Here is a 17,231-nt window from a genome sequence, read left to right as displayed (position 1 = left end):
CTCTTCTTCCAATTGATCCAAATACTTCTCAAAGCGCTTTTACTGCCATTCTCTTACAGATTTTCCTTTCACTTTATAAATTTCTATAATACAATATATAATTTACATTTTGTTTTTTATTTTGTACAAAAAAGACTGGGAATTCTCCCAATCTGTCAATTTTTGATGTAATCAATCCTTTTTCAGACTTCCTGCGCGGGTGCGGGTGCGAGCGTAGGCAGTCAGCAGGACAGTTCCGATGACTGCTACTGTCGCAGAATTCACCAGAATTGCTACAATACTTTGAGCAATAACCTTATTGACCGGCTCACCAGACACAATCACGTCACCAATTGGGCCGATTAGCCAAGCGATTGCATTGGCTCCAAACTGAATCAAGTTAAAGCGGATAATATCCTTGACTTCAAATTTTCCTTCTTCCACTTGGAAGAATTTTCTAAAGAAACCAACCAATAGACCGAAGACTCCGCTACCGGCAATCCAGAACCACCAAAGTCCGCCACCGCTCATAGCGTCTTTAATGGCATGGCCAATGAAGCCCATCAGGAAACCAACGATAGGTCCAAAGATGACGCTAAAAAGAGCTTGCAGAGGGTATTGGAGCTGGATGCTGGTATTGGGTACAGGAGTTGGGATATTGATCATTCCGATGACCACGAATAGAGCTGCTCCAATTCCTGTTGCGACTACGTTTCTGATTGTATTATTTTTCATGTTCTTCTTCCTTAATTTTCAATTCTCTTGATTTCAATATGCCACTGGGCACCGACGCCAACATTGTAGGCCTTAGCAAAGGAACCTTGGTTAATCGCTAAGCCAACCCGATAGAGGGAGTTGATATAGAGGATAGGCTGGCCGATGCGGACATCCGCAAAGGACTTGCCATAGGTTACTTGGTTTTGATAAACCAGCATGTCATTGTTATAGATGGTAACCTCGAATCGGTCACCAAATTCTGGTTTTAAGGTGTAGAATTCCTCGCGGGTGATAGAGGTCCAGAGAGAACCAAAGCGGACATCCAGGATATCAATAGCTCCGCTGACATAATTCTCCGCAAGCGTAGTCTCTACTACCTGAATTTCGACGATGTCTTCAACTTTAAGCTCTGGTCCAACTTCTTCAAAACTGATATGGCCGCTGGCTAGCTTGGCACCTGTATAGGCATAGACATCACGACCGTGGAAAGTGTAGGAATGCTCCGTATCCTTGCGGCGATTTTCCACTTCAGAAATTTCCCGAATGGCCTCAATGCCGACATGCTTCTTGATGAAAGACAGGGTACCGTTATCAGGCGTGACGATGTACTGGCCCTTTTTAGTCTTGGCTACCACACTCTTACGCTTGGAGCCAACGCCCGGATCCACTACTGACACAAAGGTCGTTCCTGCTGGCCAATAGTTAACTGTCTGAAAGAGACGATAGCTTCCCTCAAAGATATTGTAGGGGGTGATATCGTGAGTCAGATGATGAATTTTCAGAGTGGGCGACTCTTCTAGCGCTACTCCTATCATGGCTGACACAGCTCCATCTACCAGACCAAAGTCCGACTGGAGTACAAGTAAATTGTTCATGTTTTCTCCTTAGTTATATTTTCAATGATATTTAGACCGAAGCTGACTTGGAATGTCTAGCTTTAAGGCTTTTCTTTCCTAACAGGGCTCCAAGTAAAGCACCCAGTAAAATGCTGGCCACAAACCAGAGGACTAAGCTGGGTTCCGGCTTAAGCATGACTTGCCCGATATAAGCCTGAGTCTTTCCTCTAGCAAGAAGACTAGCTTCATACTGCTTGGGCACCAGCCACATTAGGAAAATAGGACCCGCTGTGCTAAAGCTGAAAACCATAAAAGCTAGCAAGCTTCTAACAGTCTTCTGGTAACTGCCTGACCGAGCTATAAGATCCGCTAAAATACCACAAATCAAACCTGGTAGAAAAGCTCCAAAGCCATGTCGACTAAGCAAAAAGAAGAAACCTAGCAGACAGCCTAGACCGCTGATTAGACCGAAGGTCTTTATTTTCTCCGTATAGAAGATGAACATAACTCCACCAAAGAAAGCTGTAAAAGCCGGAGCATAAAACATATTGCCTGAGCGATCAAATAGAAGTCCAACCAAGACGCCTAAGAGCATGGCTAAAAAATAAAAGAGGTAAAAGAAGCCAGCCTGCTTCAGTTTGTCTTTTCTTATAGAGTATAGCATAAGCCTTCCTTTCCCACTAGTCTAGTCAGTTTGATGGTAACTGCCAATCAAGTCTTGAATGAGCTCTATATGTGTATAATAATCAGCAATTTTCACATTCTCATCTCCGCCATGATCCTGGCTGTTGGCATTTCCAAGTCCAAAAGCCGCCATAGGAACCTCCAAGGCCTCATAGACCGTGTGCATCGGACCAGTTCCAGCTGAGGTCGGCAGTACAGAGATGCCCTCTTGATAATAATCTTTAGCCAGCTCGATAAGATTGAGAATGGAAGGTGCGCTCATGTCGCTGCGATAGCTCATTTCTCCCAAGGTATAGGTCAGCTTAACCGCTGGATAGCCATTTTTATCTAGCTGCTGACGAATCTTGTCTAACACATCCTCTGGCTCCAGACCAGGCACCAAACGAACCTCCATCTTGGCCTGGGCCTCTGAAGGCAAAATGGTTTTAACCCCTTGGCCTTGATAGCCTGATCCAAAGCCTTCAATATTCAGCGAAGGCTCAAAGTAAAAGCGACGGAGGAATTCCTTCCGTTCGTCCAACAAAACCGGCAATTTCAAGCCATAGACCTGACTCAACTCTTCAGGAGTCCGCAGGGCATATTCCTCAATCAGAGCCAGCTCCCGTTCATTTGGCTCTTGAATCTGCTCATGAATGCCTTCAACTAGAATGCGGCCGTCTGGACTGCGCAAGCTGGATAAAGCATTGAGCAAATACCAAGAAGCTGAATTGATAACACCGCCGAAGCTAGAATGGATGTCTACATCTGCACTTTTAACCGTCATATCAAAGGTAACAATTCCCTTGTTACCGCCCGAGATTTCTAGCTGTCCAAGATTGTTGCGGCTGCCTTGCTCCCAGACCAGCAAATCTGCTCCTCTCAGGCGTTTACGATGCTTGGCCAGATATTTATCCAAGTCTGTCGAAGCAGACTCTTCTGCCCCTTCCATCATAAAGATGATATTGACTGGTAAATCACCGTGCTCTCGAATATACTTGCGAACGGCTGTCAAACGAGCAGTAATGTGCCCCTTGTCATCATCCACTCCTCGCCCATACATAATCCCGTAATGAACCGACAGTGTAAAGGGATCATTGGTCCAAGGCTGGTCATCATCTGCCGGCACTGTATCGTAGTGGTTGTAGAAAATAATGGTCTTAGCAGCAGGATTTGAAGAAAGAAACTCCGCCAAAACAAATGGAGCAGTATAGCTGTCGTCAATCATGACCTTGGCACCTGCAGCTGTAAAAATCTCTCCCAAATAATTGGCTACTTCCTGCAAGCCAACCTGCTGGGCAAAGATTGATTTTTTAGAGATCAAGGTCCGCAGCACTTCAAAATAGTGCTGGGCAACCTCGTCGTTTTCAAATTTCTTGATTTGTTCAGTCTCAGTTGAGAAAGGCATGCGTTACTCCTATTAACAGCAGATAAAGGGCTGGGGAAATAAGCTTCCCCGCCCTTATCGTATTTCTTGTATCAAAGTCTAGTCAGCCAAATGCAGACTGGACTTGATGGGATTTCTTACTTGATGTCTTTTGCATCTGGCAGGTAAGAACCGCCAAAGAATTCTTGTGATAGTTTTTCAAGCGTACCATCCTCATAGAGTTCCTTGATTCGCTTGTTGACAAATTTTTGCAGGTCTTCCTGACCGCTTGCAATAATCGGATAGACATAAGGCTGCTGGTCGCTTGGAAGTTCAATCACTTCCAGATTTTTCAAGTCTTGGTCTTTGATAATAGACTCTACAGTTATGCGCTCAAAAATCTTATAGTCCGTACGGCCGTCATTCAGATTGGCCAAAATTTGCTGAATAGTTCCGTCCGTATAATTGATTTTTGTCGGATTATCGCTATGTTCCTTGTTGTAGTCCTCTAGTTGCTGAGCTGTTGAAGTCCCCTGAACAACCTCAGTAGACTTGCCGCCAATGTCATCCAGCGATTTAATGCCCTCGCCTTTACGGACAACTAAAACTGTTGGATTTTTCGCATATGGACTAGCATAGAGATATTTGTTAGCCCGTTCTTCGGAATAGCTGATATTATTGGCACCGATCTGGTAGCGATCGCTGTCCAGACCTGAGAAAATAGAAGCCCACTTGGTCTTATTGAAATTAACTTCATACTTGTCTGAGTCCTTAAAGATAGCACGAAGGACTTCGATATCGTAGCCAGTCAGTTTACCATCTTTATCTTCGTATGAAAATGGTTTGGTCGTTCCCACTGTTCCGACTTCTACCTTTGTTTTCTCTGTTTTCTTATTACTTGATGATGAGCAAGCCACCAAGGCACCAATGGCCAAGACACTGACAGCCGCCAGAGAGAAGTATTTCAAGGTTTTCTTCAGGTTCATATTTCGAATTCCTCCTAAAAAGTCTTTCTTTATCATATCAAATAAGGAGAAACTTGACCATTATATATTTTTTATGGAGGTGATAGCTTTTCTTTATCAGCTTTGAGGCAGCCATTTCTAGGCTTTTTGCTTGTAGTGCTGCAGGAGAAAGAGGGCACTTTCGACATAGTAAGGAACGGAAACTTTGAAGGCTTCGTCGTCAATGACCATGCTGTCGTGATGGAGGTCAGGAGCATTTTCTGCCCCATTTGAGCCGATAAAGGCAAAGACACCTGGAAGCTTCTCCTGATAAAAGGCAAAATCTTCTCCAGCCGAGGATGGACTGGCTGCCAGGACCTCTGCTAGATTCCGTGAGTGCTCGTAGAGCAGCTCAGCCAATTCTGGATCATTATAGGTCACTGGCGGTGTATGGTCCCAAGAAATCCTGACCTGAGCTCCAAAATTCTCCGCTGTATTCTCTACAATTCGGATAAAGTCTTCCTTGAGACGCTGCTGCAAGGTCGGATTGAAACTGCGAATCGTTCCTTCAAAAAAGCCCGACTGCGGCAGTACATTCCAGGTCGCTCCAGCTTCGATATGAGTCACAGATAAGACAGCCGCTTCAAAAGGAGACACTGTGCGAGCCACTAGAGCCTGCAGATTTTGAATCATACTAGTCACAGTTAATACCGTATCAACACCCAAATCTGGCCTAGCCGCATGGCTACTGACTCCTTCTACCTCCACCTTGAACTTCTCAACCCCAGCCATCATGGCTCCAGCTTTAAGTGCTAGCTGCCCCGCCTTAAGCTGGGGCATATTGTGAAAGCCGATAATCGCAGACACATCGTCCAGCAGACCTGTCGCAAGAACCTGACTGGCTCCCTGAGAAGTTTCCTCAGCTGGCTGGAAAATCAGACGGATTGTCCCTCTCAAATCTCCTTCCATAGCCTTGAGCAGCTCCGCTGCCCCCAAAAGGCTGGTCTGATGAAAATCATGGCCGCAAGCGTGCATGACGCCTACATTCTGACTGGCATAAGACAGACCAGTCCTCTCCAAAATGGGCAGAGCATCGATATCAGCCCTCAGGGCAATAACTGGCTTGCCAGAGCCAACCTCGGCAACCAAGCCCGTTTTCAGACCGGATTCCAAAATCCTAATCTCCAAATCTTCCAGATAGCCTTTTAGGAAAGCTGTCGTTTCAAATTCCTGCCCAGACAGCTCTGGATGCTGATGAAGATAATGCCGCGTTTGCATCAGTTTATCATAAAATTTTTTCATGGCAGACTCCTTTACTCGAATACACCTATCTACCATCCAGTATAGCACAAAGCTGGACGCGGAAACAAAAATAGAGAGCAAATAATCAATAATCAGCCCTCTAATTTTGCTATTATGAGATATCGCCTTCGAAAGAAATGACAATGGATTCATAAGAAAAATCACGCTCCAAGACCCATTTGCCATCTGTCTTGACAAATTTCAGCTGATAATCTCGTTCTGGGGTGAGAAGCGGCCGTGAGTCCAATCCAGCCATCATGTCATCAGCATAATTCTTATCTTGTGCTTTATAGAATTCCGAAAGATTCGCATACTCAGAACGATGCTTATCAGAAAACTCTTTACTGTAGTTCAGGATGGTTTTGCTTAGACTGACCGTTCTCGGTTTAATCTTGATCACTATCTCATTCGGCATGTACTGGGCTACTGTATAAGAAATTTCGGAGCGTTTTGCATTATTTTCCACATAGGCATCGATAAAGGCATTGACTTCCTTATCAGTAAAGGGATAGTCATGCAATTTACGTTTGAAGTCTTCAGCAAAAGCTGCTCTAAAGTCCTTTTTATCTTGCTCCAAATCGCCGCCCAAGACAAAATTTTCCTTGCTATTGGACGACTTTGCCTTGTCTTTGCTTTTGGCGTCTCCACCTAAGAAAACGGCATTCAGATAATCAGAAGCTAATTTCTTTGAATCTTCGATTTGATCAGGATAACTCGAAGGATCAACATTTAGCTTGATTTCTTTGCTTTTCTCATCAGCATCATAAGTTTTCTTCTCATAGTGCAGTTCATATTTTTTATCCTTTTCAACCTTAAATACAAGATAACCAGACAGAGTCTTTCCCTTAGCTAAATCTTCATATTTTAGTATTTTAAAGTTTTCTGCATCATCATAAACTCCGACCGGTTGGATTTTCTCACCTTCTAAATCGTAGAAACCAATGTCTGAGGAGGAAATCATAATTTTTTCATCCGTTTTATTCTTAATTTCCAATGACAAAGCCAAGTATTTTGAATCAGCGGCCCCGTTGCTTGGCAAAATAAACTGGCCATCCTTAATCTTGATATCTACCTGTCCATTGCTGGCTACTTTCTTGTCCTTCTTCTCCTGACTTTGCTTACTTGTAAGATCCTGATTTGGAGTCGGAAGCAAGGCACAGGCAGTTAAGCTCATTCCTGCTAAAAGCAAGGTTGTGTATTGAAATACTTTTTTCATCATTGTCTCCTTAATAACTTAATAATATGACCTTTCTATTTTACCATACTTAGCTGCATTGGTAAATACAGTTTGAGACTTCTAATCACAGAAAAACCTGTAGCTCCAACTACAGGTCAAGTATCTTTAGAATCCATCTACATTCGTATAGATTTTTTGGACATCTTCGTCGTCTTCTAAAACGCTATAGAGTTTTTCAAAGGTTTCGAGGTCTTCACCGGTCAACTCTACTTCAGACTGAGGAATCATTTCCAGCTCGGTTACTTGGAATTCTTGAATGCCAGATTCACGCAGAGCCACGATAGCCTTGTGAAGGTCAGTTGGCGCTGTATAAACAGTGATGCTTCCTTCTTCTGCTTCAACATCATCAACATCCACATCCGCTTCCAGCAGCTGTTCAAAGACACTGTCAGCGTCGTCCCCAGCAAAGACAATCACGCCTTTATTATCAAAAAGATAAGATACAGAGCCACTAGCTCCCATATTACCGCCATTTTTCCCAAAGGCAGCACGAACATTGGCTGCAGTCCGATTGACATTTGAAGTCAGGGTATCGACAATCAGCATAGAACCGTTCGGCCCAAATCCTTCATAGCGGCCTTCAGTAAAGGTTTCGTCAGTGTTTCCTTTTGCCTTATCGATGGCCTTGTCAATGACATGCTTCGGCACCTGAGCCTGCTTAGCTCGGTCAATAACGAATTTCAAAGCTGTGTTAGACTCTGGATCTGGATCACCTTTTTTAGCTGCTACATAGATTTCCACACCAAACTTAGCATATACTTTTGAGTTCGCGCCGTCTTTGGCCGTTTTCTTTGCCACAATATTGGCCCATTTACGTCCCATTGGAGATTCTCCTTTTGATAAATTACATTTTTAATCTTTCTTATTATAACACAGGGAATCAGAAAAATCACTAAGAAAAAATGATAGCTTCTAGAAGATTCAGCCTGCATTCTTCAACTTCTGCTGGACTGAAATCGAGACAAAATTGATTTCTGTTTTCCTTCCATAAAAAATCCAGCCGCTAAAAGAGCAACTGGACGGTACATTCTATTTCCTGAAACTAGCAGGCCTGTCATAACGGACCTTTGCCGAAATCCATCAAAAATATCACTGATCATTTTTCACAATAGGCAAATCCGGTTTGCACCTGCTTAAGCAGGCAAAAACATCCTCTATTCTGCCATCCAAAAATGTGACATCTACTCGGACGGACTTACCATGATAAGGCTTGACATATAGGTAGTCTCTCCGATAGTGCCTGACTCCCAGTCGAAAAGAAACCTGCCCTTCAGAAGTTCGGCCCCAAGCCGGCCGGTAAAAGACACTTTCCAGCTGATTCCAAGCCAAGCTATGTTCTTTCAAGAAAGCTCCTCGCACGGTCAAACCCCATTCTGTTCCTGCAAGAACAAAGCACTTTTTACTCAGCTTGCGTCCCGCATGAACTATTGCAAATATTTCGATTACAGCAGTCATGAAAAAAGCAAGTATAAAAGGCAAACTGAACGAGCGTATTCCTGCTCCAGGCATGGCTTTATCAATTGAAAACAAGAGCAAGGAAGCTAAAGCGCCGAAAATGATGCCTGAGACTAAGAAGACAGAGGTCAAGATTACTATGGTCAAATAGAGTCCTCTACGGTAGCGAAAAGCAAACAATAAAGGCATGACTTTTCCTTTCTTTCTCAGCTAATAGTTTAGAAGCTATTCTGTCAATGCTTTACTGAGGCGCCTTAAATTCATCTTCCTCTACCTTATTCCAGTCAGAATATTGAGTGTCTGTTTGAACATCCAAACTACCTTCTTCACCTTTATAAGATAGACCTAGCTTAAAGTCTTTTAAGAATAAGGTCTTTTTATCCAAGTGTACTTCTAACGTTTTATCCATATCAGCCTGAGTAACACCTGTCAACTCTAGTTTGAATTCTTCACCAAAGAGCCCCAGTAAATCAGCATTTTTGCTGCTTAATTTAAAGATATATTCATCACCGCTTTCTTTTACAGTGACATCATCAGCCATTTGATAAAATCCATCCATGAGTTTGAAATAATCGGGCTGAACATAATAATCTGCCCCGCTTCCCATTTCTTGCTTAGACCAGGTTCCATTTTTAGAAGAACGAGTATACAAAAGTTTATTCTCTCCGCCTGGCATAATCGCTTCTTGATAACTCTCCTGACCGCTCTCTTTTCCATCTATGACTAAATGCCCCTTGGCCAGCTCATCAGTGCTTTTATCATAGAGAAGATCCCCGCTCATCGTTTGAGTTTTATTGGAACCATCTACAGTGATAGATAATTTCACCTTCATTTTCATTGAAGTTAGATCTTCATTCGCAGTTTCTGCTTTCTCCAAGAGTTCTTCAATATCGTCAGAAGAAGTATTCTTTTGGCTCTCACGGGAGCTATTCTCAGTCCCACCCTGATTCTTTTGAGAATGCTTCTGCCCAATCAAGCTACAAGCCCCTAAACTAAGCGTCAGTAAAGCTGTAAGGGCCATAAAGGTAATCTTTTTGAATTTCATGAGTCTTCCTCCTTTGAGACATAGATATGAAAGACAAGCATTCAATCAGCACAGCAATGTGTTATTGATCGAATGTTAGCTTTCATACCTACAATCAAACCGCTAAAAAGCAAATCATGCTCCTTAGTGAAAACAAGTTTATTTGTTTATTATACCATTTTTTATTTACCGTCGCAAACAAAGCAAAAAGGCTGAACATTCAGCCTTACTTGTCTTTCATAATCGGAACTCGTCCAAAGTTCTGTTCCGTAAGTGCAGGATTGCCTAGTTGATAGACCTTATCAGCCTGCTGGGTTAGACTATCCCACGGTTCCTTGCCGATACGGCTGACCAGTTCAACTTTTTCCTTGAGGCTGGACAAGTGCTGGCGTCCCTGCTCAGAAAAGCCTAGAATATGTATGCCAGACGGCAGTTCTTCTTGCCTAGCTCCGACCAAGATATAGGTCAGCAGACGCCGAACCCGAGCCTTGGTATAGCGCTTGGTCGCCACTTGCTCAACTAGCTCTTCTATGGTCTCACTGCTTTTCAAGGCCTCTCTAATTCTAACAGCCAACTCCTTATTGACCTGATAAAAGTTTGTCAAATCCGGACAGGTCACTATCTGGTAACGGAGATAAGGAAAGAGGTCCGACCAGGTCACCTTAGGAGCCATTTCAAGCAAGTGATATGCTGGAGTGAATTTTTTGATAAAGTCCGGCTGATCCAGCTTCTGACGAAGGGCAGTTGCAGAAGCAAACTCCTGATCAGCTGACAAGGAATGGTAGCCAGCTCCCTGACGTTGAATCGGACACAGTTTCATATCTCTTCCCGCCACAGCCTTGGCATAAGCCAATCCTAAGATATGATTGGGAGTAGAGCCTGAGAAGTTGAGCCCTGCAAACTCCTGCCACATAGCCTGAGTCTTTTGAGGATAGGAGAGGGAATCAGGCAAGCCAGCCAGATAAGCCTCCATCTGCTCTGCCTTTTCACCATAGACCTTGGAAATACTCTCATAATCCAGCACTTCCTCGGTCCCAAACATCAGATGATCAATGCCTAGTTTCTCTAAGATGTCTACCGCTCCCTTAGCGAAAAAGTCTGCCGCCTGAACGCTGACCAAGAAAGGTAGCTCAAGAACCAGATCCGCTCCAGCTTCTAAAGCCATCTGCGCCCGAGTCCACTTGTCCACGATAGCCGGCTCCCCTCGCTGAACAAAATTGCCGCTCATGGCGATGATTTTCAGACCAGAAGCCTGCTCCAGCAGATATTTGTGCCCATTATGAAAAGGATTAAACTCTGCGATAATACCGGTAACTGTCATCTCATTTCTCCACTACAAAGAACCAGCGAGCGCTCTTTTCGGTTGGCTCCTTGTCCTCAAAGTCCGCGTAAACCTTGACATTCTTAAAGCCAGCCTGCTCCAGCAAGATATCATAGGTCAGAATCTCATAGGTCCGCTCCTCATGCACCTCATCATGGCGCGTGAAGCGGCCATCCTCATCTTGGACAAAGAAGGTTAGCTCATGCACGATGGAATGAGGCGGTTCGTCCGCATAGGAATCCCAGACCATAGCAAAGGTTTCAGCATTTTCATGATAAGAATAGCCTGGAAAAACCTCATCAATCTGGTAAATCGAATGTACGTCAAAGATAAAGCGACCGCCCTCATTTAGATGCTGGTAAACTTGAGTGAAGACCTGACCGACATCGACTTCGTCTTCCATATAGCAAATCGAGTCTGAATAGCACGTCACCAAATCAAACTGACCGACACCACTCAAATCCAGCATATTGCCCTGGATAAAGGGAATATCCAAACCGGCCTCTCTGCTACGTTTCTCCGCCAAATCCAGCATTTCCTGACTAAGGTCCAACCCCGTTACATCAAAACCAGCCTGCTTAAAATAAATAGACTGAATGCCCGTACCACAGGCCAACTCCAGCAGCTTTTTCTTATCCTTGGGAAAATGACGCAGGCTGAAATCCGTCCACTTCTCATACAAAGAATCATCCATAATCGCATCGTAAACCGACGCGAAGGTTTCATAAGTTGCCATACTTTTCTACTCACTTTAAAAATATTTTTTTAACAGCTGTTCATTCGTCTCCATTATAATCGGAATCATATCATTACGTAAAAAAATATCTTCTCCTATTTTTAATTCAATTTTTTCCACATCATCATTTATATTTATCAGAGTTATCACATCTTTATCAAATTCAATCTTATAAAACTTTCTGGGTTTGGTATTATCCTGTCCAATATTCGACTCTCTGAATTGATTGGTTCTCGCTGTAATAATATCGTGTTTTATTTTACTAATAAGCAATAAATTTGCCACACTATCTATCTCTTGTTTCGGAACTAAACCTTTTTCAGCTTCACTAAATTCCACAATATGGTGAATTTCATATTCAATAGTTTGGTATGTATCATCAATATTATGCTCTTTAAAATATTTTTCTCTTAAATTCTTTTTTCGATTCATTTACAAATTCCAATTCCTTCCTTTCAAAAATAGCCCAGCCAGCAGGCTGACTGAGCCGAATTCTGCTTTCTGCCTAAGGACAAAAAATCACTTGTTTTTTTCTTCCAATAAAGCTGCAACATCCACACCAGTTGCTTCGTGCCAGAGTTTTTCAAGGTTATAGTGCGCCCGCATCTCCTCTGAAAAGACATGGACAACGATGCCGCCCAAGTCTAAGAGCACCCAGCCACCTGCTGCGTCACCCTCAACATGACCAGCAGAAACACCCACCGCCGCAGCTTTCTCACGGATATTTTCAGCGACTGCATCCAGCTGACGACTGTTCATCGAGCTGACGATGACAAAGTAATCTGTCACAGTAGTCAGACCTTGCAAATCCAAAGCTACAATATCTTCTGCACGCTTTTCATCGGCCGCCTTCACGACCAGTTCTAATAATTCTTGTTCTTTCATAGTTCCTCTTTAATTAAAAATGTTTTTGTAATCTAGAACATCCGCAAAACGTCCGTCCCAAATTTTTTGGTAAAATGTATTTATTTTTTCTGCCGAAGCGTCTTCTCCATCAAAAGTTGTAAAAGCACCTTCTGGAATGATAAGTTTATAATCAAATTCAAATCCAACTTTAACTGATGCATCTACACAATATTCCGTCTGCATTCCACATAAAACTAGACGACCAATATCTTCTTTTTCCAAGTAATCCTTCAAACCTGTCTCTTTAAATATACTATTATACTTCTTCTGAAAGACCTTTTCGTCTGACTTTCGATTCAAGAGAGGAGACAACTGCCAATCTTCCAATGCATTGTCTTCTGGATTTTCCACATGCTGAATATAGATAATTTCGGCACCTTTACTCCTAGCCTGATGCTGCAGAAAGGAAATTTTATCCATCATTTTATCAGACTGAAAACCTGTCTCCACTAAGATATTTTGGACATCTATAATGATTAGAACTGTTTTCATTCTTCTATTTCCTTCAAATATCCTACAAAGGCATTGTAAGTCTCCAAGGTCTGCGGATAGATGGGCATCCCCTTATGGGCTAGATGCTCCACCGTCCTTGCTGTTTCATAGGCCACAGCTTGATTGAGCGACTGCTGAGCCAGCTCTCTGGCCTTGTCCACTCCCGGAAAGTCTCGGTTGTGCTCGATATAGTCAGCGACATAGACGACCTTGTCCAGTTCAGACATGGTGCCACTGCCTACTGTATGAATCTCGATGGCTCGGAGAATCTCTGCATCTTCGATGCCTAAATCTTCCTGAATCTTGTAAATGCCCACCATGCCATGCCAGACATTATTGCCCCAGTTTTTCAGGTCAGGATTCAGCCGGTATTTGTCAATCAAGGCAAGAAAATCCTCGTCCGAGACCTTTTTCGCATAGTCGTGCAAGAGTCCTGCCAGACCCGCTTTTTCGACGTCAAGACTGAAGCGCTCCGCTAATTCACGGGCAACCTTTTCCACACCTAGACAATGCCGCAGGCGTTTCTCAGGCATGACAGTTTCCATCTTAGCCAGTAAGGCCTCACGACTCATACTGATATAACTTTCATAGGTCATAGGTAAAGCCCTTCTTTCTCAATATAGTCTAAGACCGGCTGAGGCAGCAGGAAATTAGGAGTCCGTCCCTGAGCCAGAAAATCCCGCACCATACTGGAGGAAATATCCATAAGGGGGACATCCACCCAGATGACAGGGTAAGAAGTCCCCGCCTTGTAGCGCGGTCGTTGAACACCGACAAACTGAACCAGCTCAACCAGCTCATCAATCCGGTACCACTTGGGCAGGTAGTCCACCATATCCGCACCGATGATAAAGTAATAGTCCGTATCTGGATGTTGCTCTGTCAGTAGCTTCATGGTGTCGTAGCTGTAAGAAATTCCCTTGCGCTCCAGCTCAATGGTTTCAATCCCTAGTCCTTCAATGCCCTCAATAGCCAGCTCCAGCATTTTCAGCCGATGCTGCTCATCAATAGTTTCTTTCTTATCCACATGGGGCGGCTCGTACTCTGGCATGAGCAGAACCTGATCCAAGCCCAACTGTTGCCGGACCTGATCCGCCACGACCAAATGAGCATTGTGGACAGGATTGAAATTCCCGCCTAAAATACCAATCTGCTTGCGTTTTTTATCTTTAACTTCTGGTTCTAATTCCACCTTGGTAAAGGGGGTTAGTAATTCAATAGCCATAGGCTGACATCTCCACAGAAATTTTTCCTTAAATTTGCTTGACTTTGACAGAGAGTTTGCGATTTTCCTTTTTGCTGGACTGCTTGTAGAGAATCAAGATCCGGCCAATCTTCTGCACCGTATCCACTCCGATTTCCTCTTCCAGAATCTCAGCAACTTCATGGATATTCTCATCTGTATTCTGCAAGAGCGTAACCTTAATCAGCTCTCTGGCATCCAGTGCCTGACGGACGCTGGTTTTGATTTGGTCATTAAGTCCATTTTTCCCAATCTGAATGATAGGCTTGAGACTATGTGCCTGACTGTTGAGAAAGGCGCGTTGTTTTGATGTTAGTGTCATGTTCTTCTATAAGGCTTGATACAGCTAGGATTCGCTTTACTCCCCACTATTCATGGCCTTTTCCTTCCTTATTTTAAGGGAATTTCTTCCCCTTGGTGTCTTGAGTATTATATAATAGCTTTCCGAGTGACAACCGCCACACCCTCTGGCGCCCAACCAGCTACTCGGGCAGGACCACTGACGCGAATCCAGCCCAAACCTGAGAAGACGATATCTGTCTTGTCCTTGATGGTAAATTCATGCTTGACCAAAGCTGGAAATTCTTCCTTTTCCTTGCCAACGGGAGGTACTAAGAGACTGCCGACATGCTTGTCATAAAAATCACTAGCACCTTGCAACTTGGTCCGGTGGAGCTTAAGCTCATTGTCAAAATAAGCTGTGAAGCCCTGCTTATCGCCTGCCACAAAGTCAAAGCGACCTAAACCACCCAAAAAGAGGGTTTGCTCAGGATTGAGCTGGTAGGTTTTGGGCTTGATTTCCTTTTTGGGACTGATGTATTTGAGATTCTTAGCAGAAAGATAGTGAGCCATCTGGTGACGATGGATAATGCCCGGTGTATCATAGATATGACTGCCATCTGCCAAAGGAATCTCGATTTTATCCAGAGTTGTGCCCGGGAAGCGCGAAGTCGTAATAATATCCTTATCGCCCGTGATTTCTTGAATAATGGCGTTAATCAAAGTGGACTTGCCCACATTGGTCACGCCGACCACATAAACGTCACGTCCCTTGCGGCAATGCTCAATCTTGTCAATCAAGTCCTTGATCGCCTGCTTGTTCTGAGCAGAGGTTAGGACCACATCGACTGGACGCAGGCCTTCTTCGTGAGCCCGCTCCGTCAGCCACCGGGTCACCTTGCTATCCTTGACCGACTTAGGCAGAATGTCCTTTTTATTCCCAACCAAGAGAACATCGTTTCCAGCAACAAAGCGAGGCAGGCCAGGGATGACCGATCCATTAAAGTCAAAAATATCGACAACATTGACGACCAAAGCGTCGCTATCTCCAACCTCATGCAGAAGCCGCAGAAAGTCATCATCCGTCAGCTGGACATCGCTGATTTCATTATAATGGCGCAGGCGGAAACAGCGCTGACAATAGAGTTCACCTGTCTCCAAGCCTTTTTCTAGAGCTGACTGGGGCGTGTACCCTAGCTTGCTCTTATCTTCTGTCTGAATAGTGGCTCCGCAGCCGATACAGAGAAGTTCTTCCATACTTAAATTCCTTTTTTGTATTGAATTGGGCCGTATTTTCCAGTAATTTTCTTGAGCACACGGCGTTCACGCGCCCGATTGATCTGGGTCTTGATAGAGTCGTGCTCGACCAGTGGCTTGACCAAAATCGAACGAATCCCAGCCCGATGAGCAGCCCGAATATCCGTCATGAGCTGGTCACCCACCATGACCACTTCATTTTTTTCGAAATGAAAAAGCTTGAGTGCTCGATCAATTCCCCAAGTGAAGGGTTTCATGGCCCAGTAGACATAGTCAATTTCAAACTTTTCAACAGCCCGCTTGACCCGTTTTTGGTTATTATTGGACACCACGATAATCCGAATACCCGCGTCCCGCAAATCATGGAGCCACTTCTTCATCTCTGGGGTCCCGTCAGGATTATTCCAAGCAATCAAGGTGTTATCCAAATCCACCAAAACCGCTTTGATACCCTGTTTTTTCAAACTCTCTACTGTCAAATCGTAAACTGCCTCAACCGCAAAGTCCGGCATATAATCTTCAATCGCCACATCTCTCTCCAAAAATTCGTATTCTCATTATTATAGCATAAAATGGGCTTTTTGGCACTCATGGTCCTATTTCTTCTAGAGTGAATAGGTGATGTTCACTTTTCTATTTTTCAAGCAAATGAAAACAGCTCCCTAAAAGTGGAAGCTATTAGTTTAATATTGAGAAATTACTTACATAATCTAAAAGAAAAATTTTAATAATTCTTTTCCTTCATATGTAGATCTGTTTGATACAATTCCTGAAAATCGGATATAAATTTGGAGCTAATTGTATCCTCTTTTTTGATGTGTATCAATTTAGAGAACTTTTCAAAATCTTCTTTATTATCTCCAGGTGATATACGAATATCTATTGATTCCCAAATTTCATCTTTTTCTGTATAACCAACCAGAACAATTGGAATAATTCTGGTTGGTTGATGTCCACCTGGTAACTTTGCAGATAAATCATCTAATAATCCAGTGTAGAAAACGTTAGAATTTACAAACATTATGATATCTTTCTCATGCAATTTCCCATCAACACTTGCAAATTGGATTTCTTCGTCATTTTTTGAATAGCCCAAGAATCCCTCTCTATCTTGATAGTTAAGAAAAAAGACCTTATGTTTATCAGATGTAGAATTTACGATTTGATTATAAACATCTCTGTATTCTATGATTAGGCAAGAAAGACCAAAAATAATAGGGATGCTTGACATCATTAATAAGAGTTTAACCTGTTTCGTTTCTATTACAAAATGATATACAATAATAGGGTAGAAAAATAATACCAAAGAAAGTATAAGAGGATTTATAAAGACCCCTACAATATTATCATTAGCGACCTCCCATAATTTTTGATGATATAAATTTAGATATTCTTCCACTATAGGCTCTCCTCTTACGCATTTTTTTGATTTTGAACGATTATTTGAAAACTTATGCTTTACTAATTACATCATTAT

At 43.2% G+C, this 17,231-nt stretch carries 22 protein-coding genes; 1 reads left to right on the top strand and 21 read right to left on the bottom strand.

All coding sequences use genetic code 11. From position 1 onward, the window contains the following. Positions 1-171: 171 nt before the first annotated feature. From J1C77_RS03140 to J1C77_RS03100, 9 genes are all read right to left on the bottom strand, one after another. Positions 172-714 carry an ECF-type riboflavin transporter substrate-binding protein gene (locus tag J1C77_RS03140; RefSeq protein ID WP_002900998.1) on the bottom strand — a complete coding sequence of 181 codons (543 nt, stop codon included), beginning with the start codon at positions 712-714 and terminating at the stop codon, positions 172-174. Between the two features lie 11 nt (positions 715-725). Further along, positions 726-1,571, bottom strand: a complete 846-nt coding sequence (locus J1C77_RS03135) for an SAM hydrolase/SAM-dependent halogenase family protein (RefSeq protein ID WP_002898098.1) — start codon at positions 1,569-1,571, stop codon at positions 726-728. Between the two features lie 31 nt (positions 1,572-1,602). After that, on the bottom strand, positions 1,603-2,196 hold the full coding sequence (locus J1C77_RS03130; RefSeq protein ID WP_002922034.1) for an MptD family putative ECF transporter S component: 594 nt from the start codon (positions 2,194-2,196) through the stop codon (positions 1,603-1,605). Between the two features lie 21 nt (positions 2,197-2,217). Next, complete coding sequence (locus tag J1C77_RS03125; protein WP_002922036.1) at positions 2,218-3,600, bottom strand: M20/M25/M40 family metallo-hydrolase; 1,383 nt, start codon at positions 3,598-3,600, stop codon at positions 2,218-2,220. A 116-nt stretch (positions 3,601-3,716) separates the two neighbouring features. Then, a complete protein-coding gene (locus tag J1C77_RS03120) occupies positions 3,717-4,544 on the bottom strand; it encodes an amino acid ABC transporter substrate-binding protein (RefSeq protein WP_042762967.1) in 828 nt (275 codons plus the stop codon). A gap of 117 nt (positions 4,545-4,661) precedes the next feature. Next, complete coding sequence (locus J1C77_RS03115) at positions 4,662-5,804, bottom strand: M20 peptidase aminoacylase family protein (RefSeq protein WP_042762968.1); 1,143 nt, start codon at positions 5,802-5,804, stop codon at positions 4,662-4,664. 112 nt (positions 5,805-5,916) lie between these two features. Then, on the bottom strand, positions 5,917-7,023 hold the full coding sequence (locus J1C77_RS03110; protein ID WP_002922041.1) for a DUF4352 domain-containing protein: 1,107 nt from the start codon (positions 7,021-7,023) through the stop codon (positions 5,917-5,919). 123 nt (positions 7,024-7,146) lie between these two features. After that, positions 7,147-7,863, bottom strand: coding sequence for a YebC/PmpR family DNA-binding transcriptional regulator (locus J1C77_RS03105; RefSeq protein ID WP_002901009.1), 717 nt, complete (start codon positions 7,861-7,863; stop codon positions 7,147-7,149). A 267-nt stretch (positions 7,864-8,130) separates the two neighbouring features. Then, a complete protein-coding gene (locus J1C77_RS03100; protein ID WP_002922042.1) occupies positions 8,131-8,496 on the bottom strand; it encodes a hypothetical protein in 366 nt (121 codons plus the stop codon). Between J1C77_RS03100 and J1C77_RS03095 the strand changes: the two genes are divergently transcribed. Continuing rightward, positions 8,495-8,647, top strand: coding sequence for a hypothetical protein (locus J1C77_RS03095; protein WP_002922043.1), 153 nt, complete (start codon positions 8,495-8,497; stop codon positions 8,645-8,647). The two genes, J1C77_RS03100 and J1C77_RS03095, sit on opposite strands and share 2 nt — an antisense overlap. A gap of 90 nt (positions 8,648-8,737) precedes the next feature. On the opposite strand, the gene J1C77_RS03090 is transcribed toward J1C77_RS03095, so the two are convergent. The 12 genes from J1C77_RS03090 to J1C77_RS03035 all read right to left on the bottom strand — a co-directional run bounded on the left by J1C77_RS03090 (position 8,738) and on the right by J1C77_RS03035 (position 17,153). Next, positions 8,738-9,541 carry a DUF6612 family protein gene (locus J1C77_RS03090; RefSeq protein WP_002922044.1) on the bottom strand — a complete coding sequence of 268 codons (804 nt, stop codon included), beginning with the start codon at positions 9,539-9,541 and terminating at the stop codon, positions 8,738-8,740. Between the two features lie 205 nt (positions 9,542-9,746). After that, positions 9,747-10,841, bottom strand: coding sequence for a nucleotidyltransferase (locus J1C77_RS03085; RefSeq protein WP_002922045.1), 1,095 nt, complete (start codon positions 10,839-10,841; stop codon positions 9,747-9,749). A 1-nt stretch (position 10,842) separates the two neighbouring features. Then, positions 10,843-11,577, bottom strand: coding sequence for a class I SAM-dependent DNA methyltransferase (locus tag J1C77_RS03080; RefSeq protein ID WP_002922046.1), 735 nt, complete (start codon positions 11,575-11,577; stop codon positions 10,843-10,845). Between the two features lie 15 nt (positions 11,578-11,592). Continuing rightward, on the bottom strand, positions 11,593-12,009 hold the full coding sequence (locus J1C77_RS03075) for a hypothetical protein (protein ID WP_427195145.1): 417 nt from the start codon (positions 12,007-12,009) through the stop codon (positions 11,593-11,595). Between the two features lie 87 nt (positions 12,010-12,096). After that, on the bottom strand, positions 12,097-12,462 hold the full coding sequence (gene rsfS, locus J1C77_RS03070; protein ID WP_002922048.1) for a ribosome silencing factor: 366 nt from the start codon (positions 12,460-12,462) through the stop codon (positions 12,097-12,099). 9 nt (positions 12,463-12,471) lie between these two features. Continuing rightward, positions 12,472-12,975, bottom strand: coding sequence for a cysteine hydrolase family protein (locus J1C77_RS03065; protein WP_002922049.1), 504 nt, complete (start codon positions 12,973-12,975; stop codon positions 12,472-12,474). Beyond that, positions 12,972-13,571, bottom strand: a complete 600-nt coding sequence (gene yqeK / locus J1C77_RS03060; RefSeq protein ID WP_002922050.1) for a bis(5'-nucleosyl)-tetraphosphatase (symmetrical) YqeK — start codon at positions 13,569-13,571, stop codon at positions 12,972-12,974. The genes J1C77_RS03065 and yqeK overlap by 4 nt, the downstream gene beginning before the upstream one ends. After that, a complete protein-coding gene (locus J1C77_RS03055; RefSeq protein WP_002907109.1) occupies positions 13,568-14,200 on the bottom strand; it encodes a nicotinate-nucleotide adenylyltransferase in 633 nt (210 codons plus the stop codon). The genes yqeK and J1C77_RS03055 overlap by 4 nt, the downstream gene beginning before the upstream one ends. 28 nt (positions 14,201-14,228) lie before the next feature. Continuing rightward, entirely contained in the window at positions 14,229-14,540 is a 312-nt protein-coding gene (yhbY, locus tag J1C77_RS03050) for a ribosome assembly RNA-binding protein YhbY (protein WP_002896287.1), read from the bottom strand. Between the two features lie 107 nt (positions 14,541-14,647). After that, complete coding sequence (yqeH, locus tag J1C77_RS03045; protein WP_002907110.1) at positions 14,648-15,754, bottom strand: ribosome biogenesis GTPase YqeH; 1,107 nt, start codon at positions 15,752-15,754, stop codon at positions 14,648-14,650. A gap of 2 nt (positions 15,755-15,756) precedes the next feature. Further along, a complete protein-coding gene (locus J1C77_RS03040; protein ID WP_042762970.1) occupies positions 15,757-16,284 on the bottom strand; it encodes a YqeG family HAD IIIA-type phosphatase in 528 nt (175 codons plus the stop codon). Between the two features lie 194 nt (positions 16,285-16,478). Next, positions 16,479-17,153, bottom strand: a complete 675-nt coding sequence (locus tag J1C77_RS03035) for a hypothetical protein (protein ID WP_002922052.1) — start codon at positions 17,151-17,153, stop codon at positions 16,479-16,481. Between the last annotated feature and the right edge of the window lie 78 nt (positions 17,154-17,231).

It is taken from the genome of Streptococcus sanguinis, from assembly GCF_050223295.1.
Taxonomy (GTDB): domain Bacteria; phylum Bacillota; class Bacilli; order Lactobacillales; family Streptococcaceae; genus Streptococcus; species Streptococcus sanguinis_X.
This window is presented reverse-complemented; position numbering and strand designations above follow the sequence as displayed.

What these genes read in the sequence shown, in the direction of transcription:
- J1C77_RS03140 (WP_002900998.1), bottom strand. Translation starts at nt 714, where the DNA reads ATGAAAAATAATACAATCAGAAACGTAGTCGCAACAGGAATTGGAGCA.
- J1C77_RS03135 (WP_002898098.1), bottom strand. Translation starts at nt 1,571, where the DNA reads ATGAACAATTTACTTGTACTCCAGTCGGACTTTGGTCTGGTAGATGGA.
- J1C77_RS03130 (WP_002922034.1), bottom strand. Translation starts at nt 2,196, where the DNA reads ATGCTATACTCTATAAGAAAAGACAAACTGAAGCAGGCTGGCTTCTTT.
- J1C77_RS03125 (WP_002922036.1), bottom strand. Translation starts at nt 3,600, where the DNA reads ATGCCTTTCTCAACTGAGACTGAACAAATCAAGAAATTTGAAAACGAC.
- J1C77_RS03120 (WP_042762967.1), bottom strand. Translation starts at nt 4,544, where the DNA reads ATGAACCTGAAGAAAACCTTGAAATACTTCTCTCTGGCGGCTGTCAGT.
- J1C77_RS03115 (WP_042762968.1), bottom strand. Translation starts at nt 5,804, where the DNA reads ATGAAAAAATTTTATGATAAACTGATGCAAACGCGGCATTATCTTCAT.
- J1C77_RS03110 (WP_002922041.1), bottom strand. Translation starts at nt 7,023, where the DNA reads ATGATGAAAAAAGTATTTCAATACACAACCTTGCTTTTAGCAGGAATG.
- J1C77_RS03105 (WP_002901009.1), bottom strand. Translation starts at nt 7,863, where the DNA reads ATGGGACGTAAATGGGCCAATATTGTGGCAAAGAAAACGGCCAAAGAC.
- J1C77_RS03095 (WP_002922043.1), top strand. Translation starts at nt 8,495, where the DNA reads ATGAAAAAAGCAAGTATAAAAGGCAAACTGAACGAGCGTATTCCTGCT.
- J1C77_RS03100 (WP_002922042.1), bottom strand. Translation starts at nt 8,496, where the DNA reads ATGACTGCTGTAATCGAAATATTTGCAATAGTTCATGCGGGACGCAAG.
- J1C77_RS03090 (WP_002922044.1), bottom strand. Translation starts at nt 9,541, where the DNA reads ATGAAATTCAAAAAGATTACCTTTATGGCCCTTACAGCTTTACTGACG.
- J1C77_RS03085 (WP_002922045.1), bottom strand. Translation starts at nt 10,841, where the DNA reads ATGACAGTTACCGGTATTATCGCAGAGTTTAATCCTTTTCATAATGGG.
- J1C77_RS03080 (WP_002922046.1), bottom strand. Translation starts at nt 11,577, where the DNA reads ATGGCAACTTATGAAACCTTCGCGTCGGTTTACGATGCGATTATGGAT.
- J1C77_RS03075 (WP_427195145.1), bottom strand. Translation starts at nt 12,009, where the DNA reads ATGAATCGAAAAAAGAATTTAAGAGAAAAATATTTTAAAGAGCATAAT.
- rsfS (WP_002922048.1), bottom strand. Translation starts at nt 12,462, where the DNA reads ATGAAAGAACAAGAATTATTAGAACTGGTCGTGAAGGCGGCCGATGAA.
- J1C77_RS03065 (WP_002922049.1), bottom strand. Translation starts at nt 12,975, where the DNA reads ATGAAAACAGTTCTAATCATTATAGATGTCCAAAATATCTTAGTGGAG.
- yqeK (WP_002922050.1), bottom strand. Translation starts at nt 13,571, where the DNA reads ATGACCTATGAAAGTTATATCAGTATGAGTCGTGAGGCCTTACTGGCT.
- J1C77_RS03055 (WP_002907109.1), bottom strand. Translation starts at nt 14,200, where the DNA reads ATGGCTATTGAATTACTAACCCCCTTTACCAAGGTGGAATTAGAACCA.
- yhbY (WP_002896287.1), bottom strand. Translation starts at nt 14,540, where the DNA reads ATGACACTAACATCAAAACAACGCGCCTTTCTCAACAGTCAGGCACAT.
- yqeH (WP_002907110.1), bottom strand. Translation starts at nt 15,754, where the DNA reads ATGGAAGAACTTCTCTGTATCGGCTGCGGAGCCACTATTCAGACAGAA.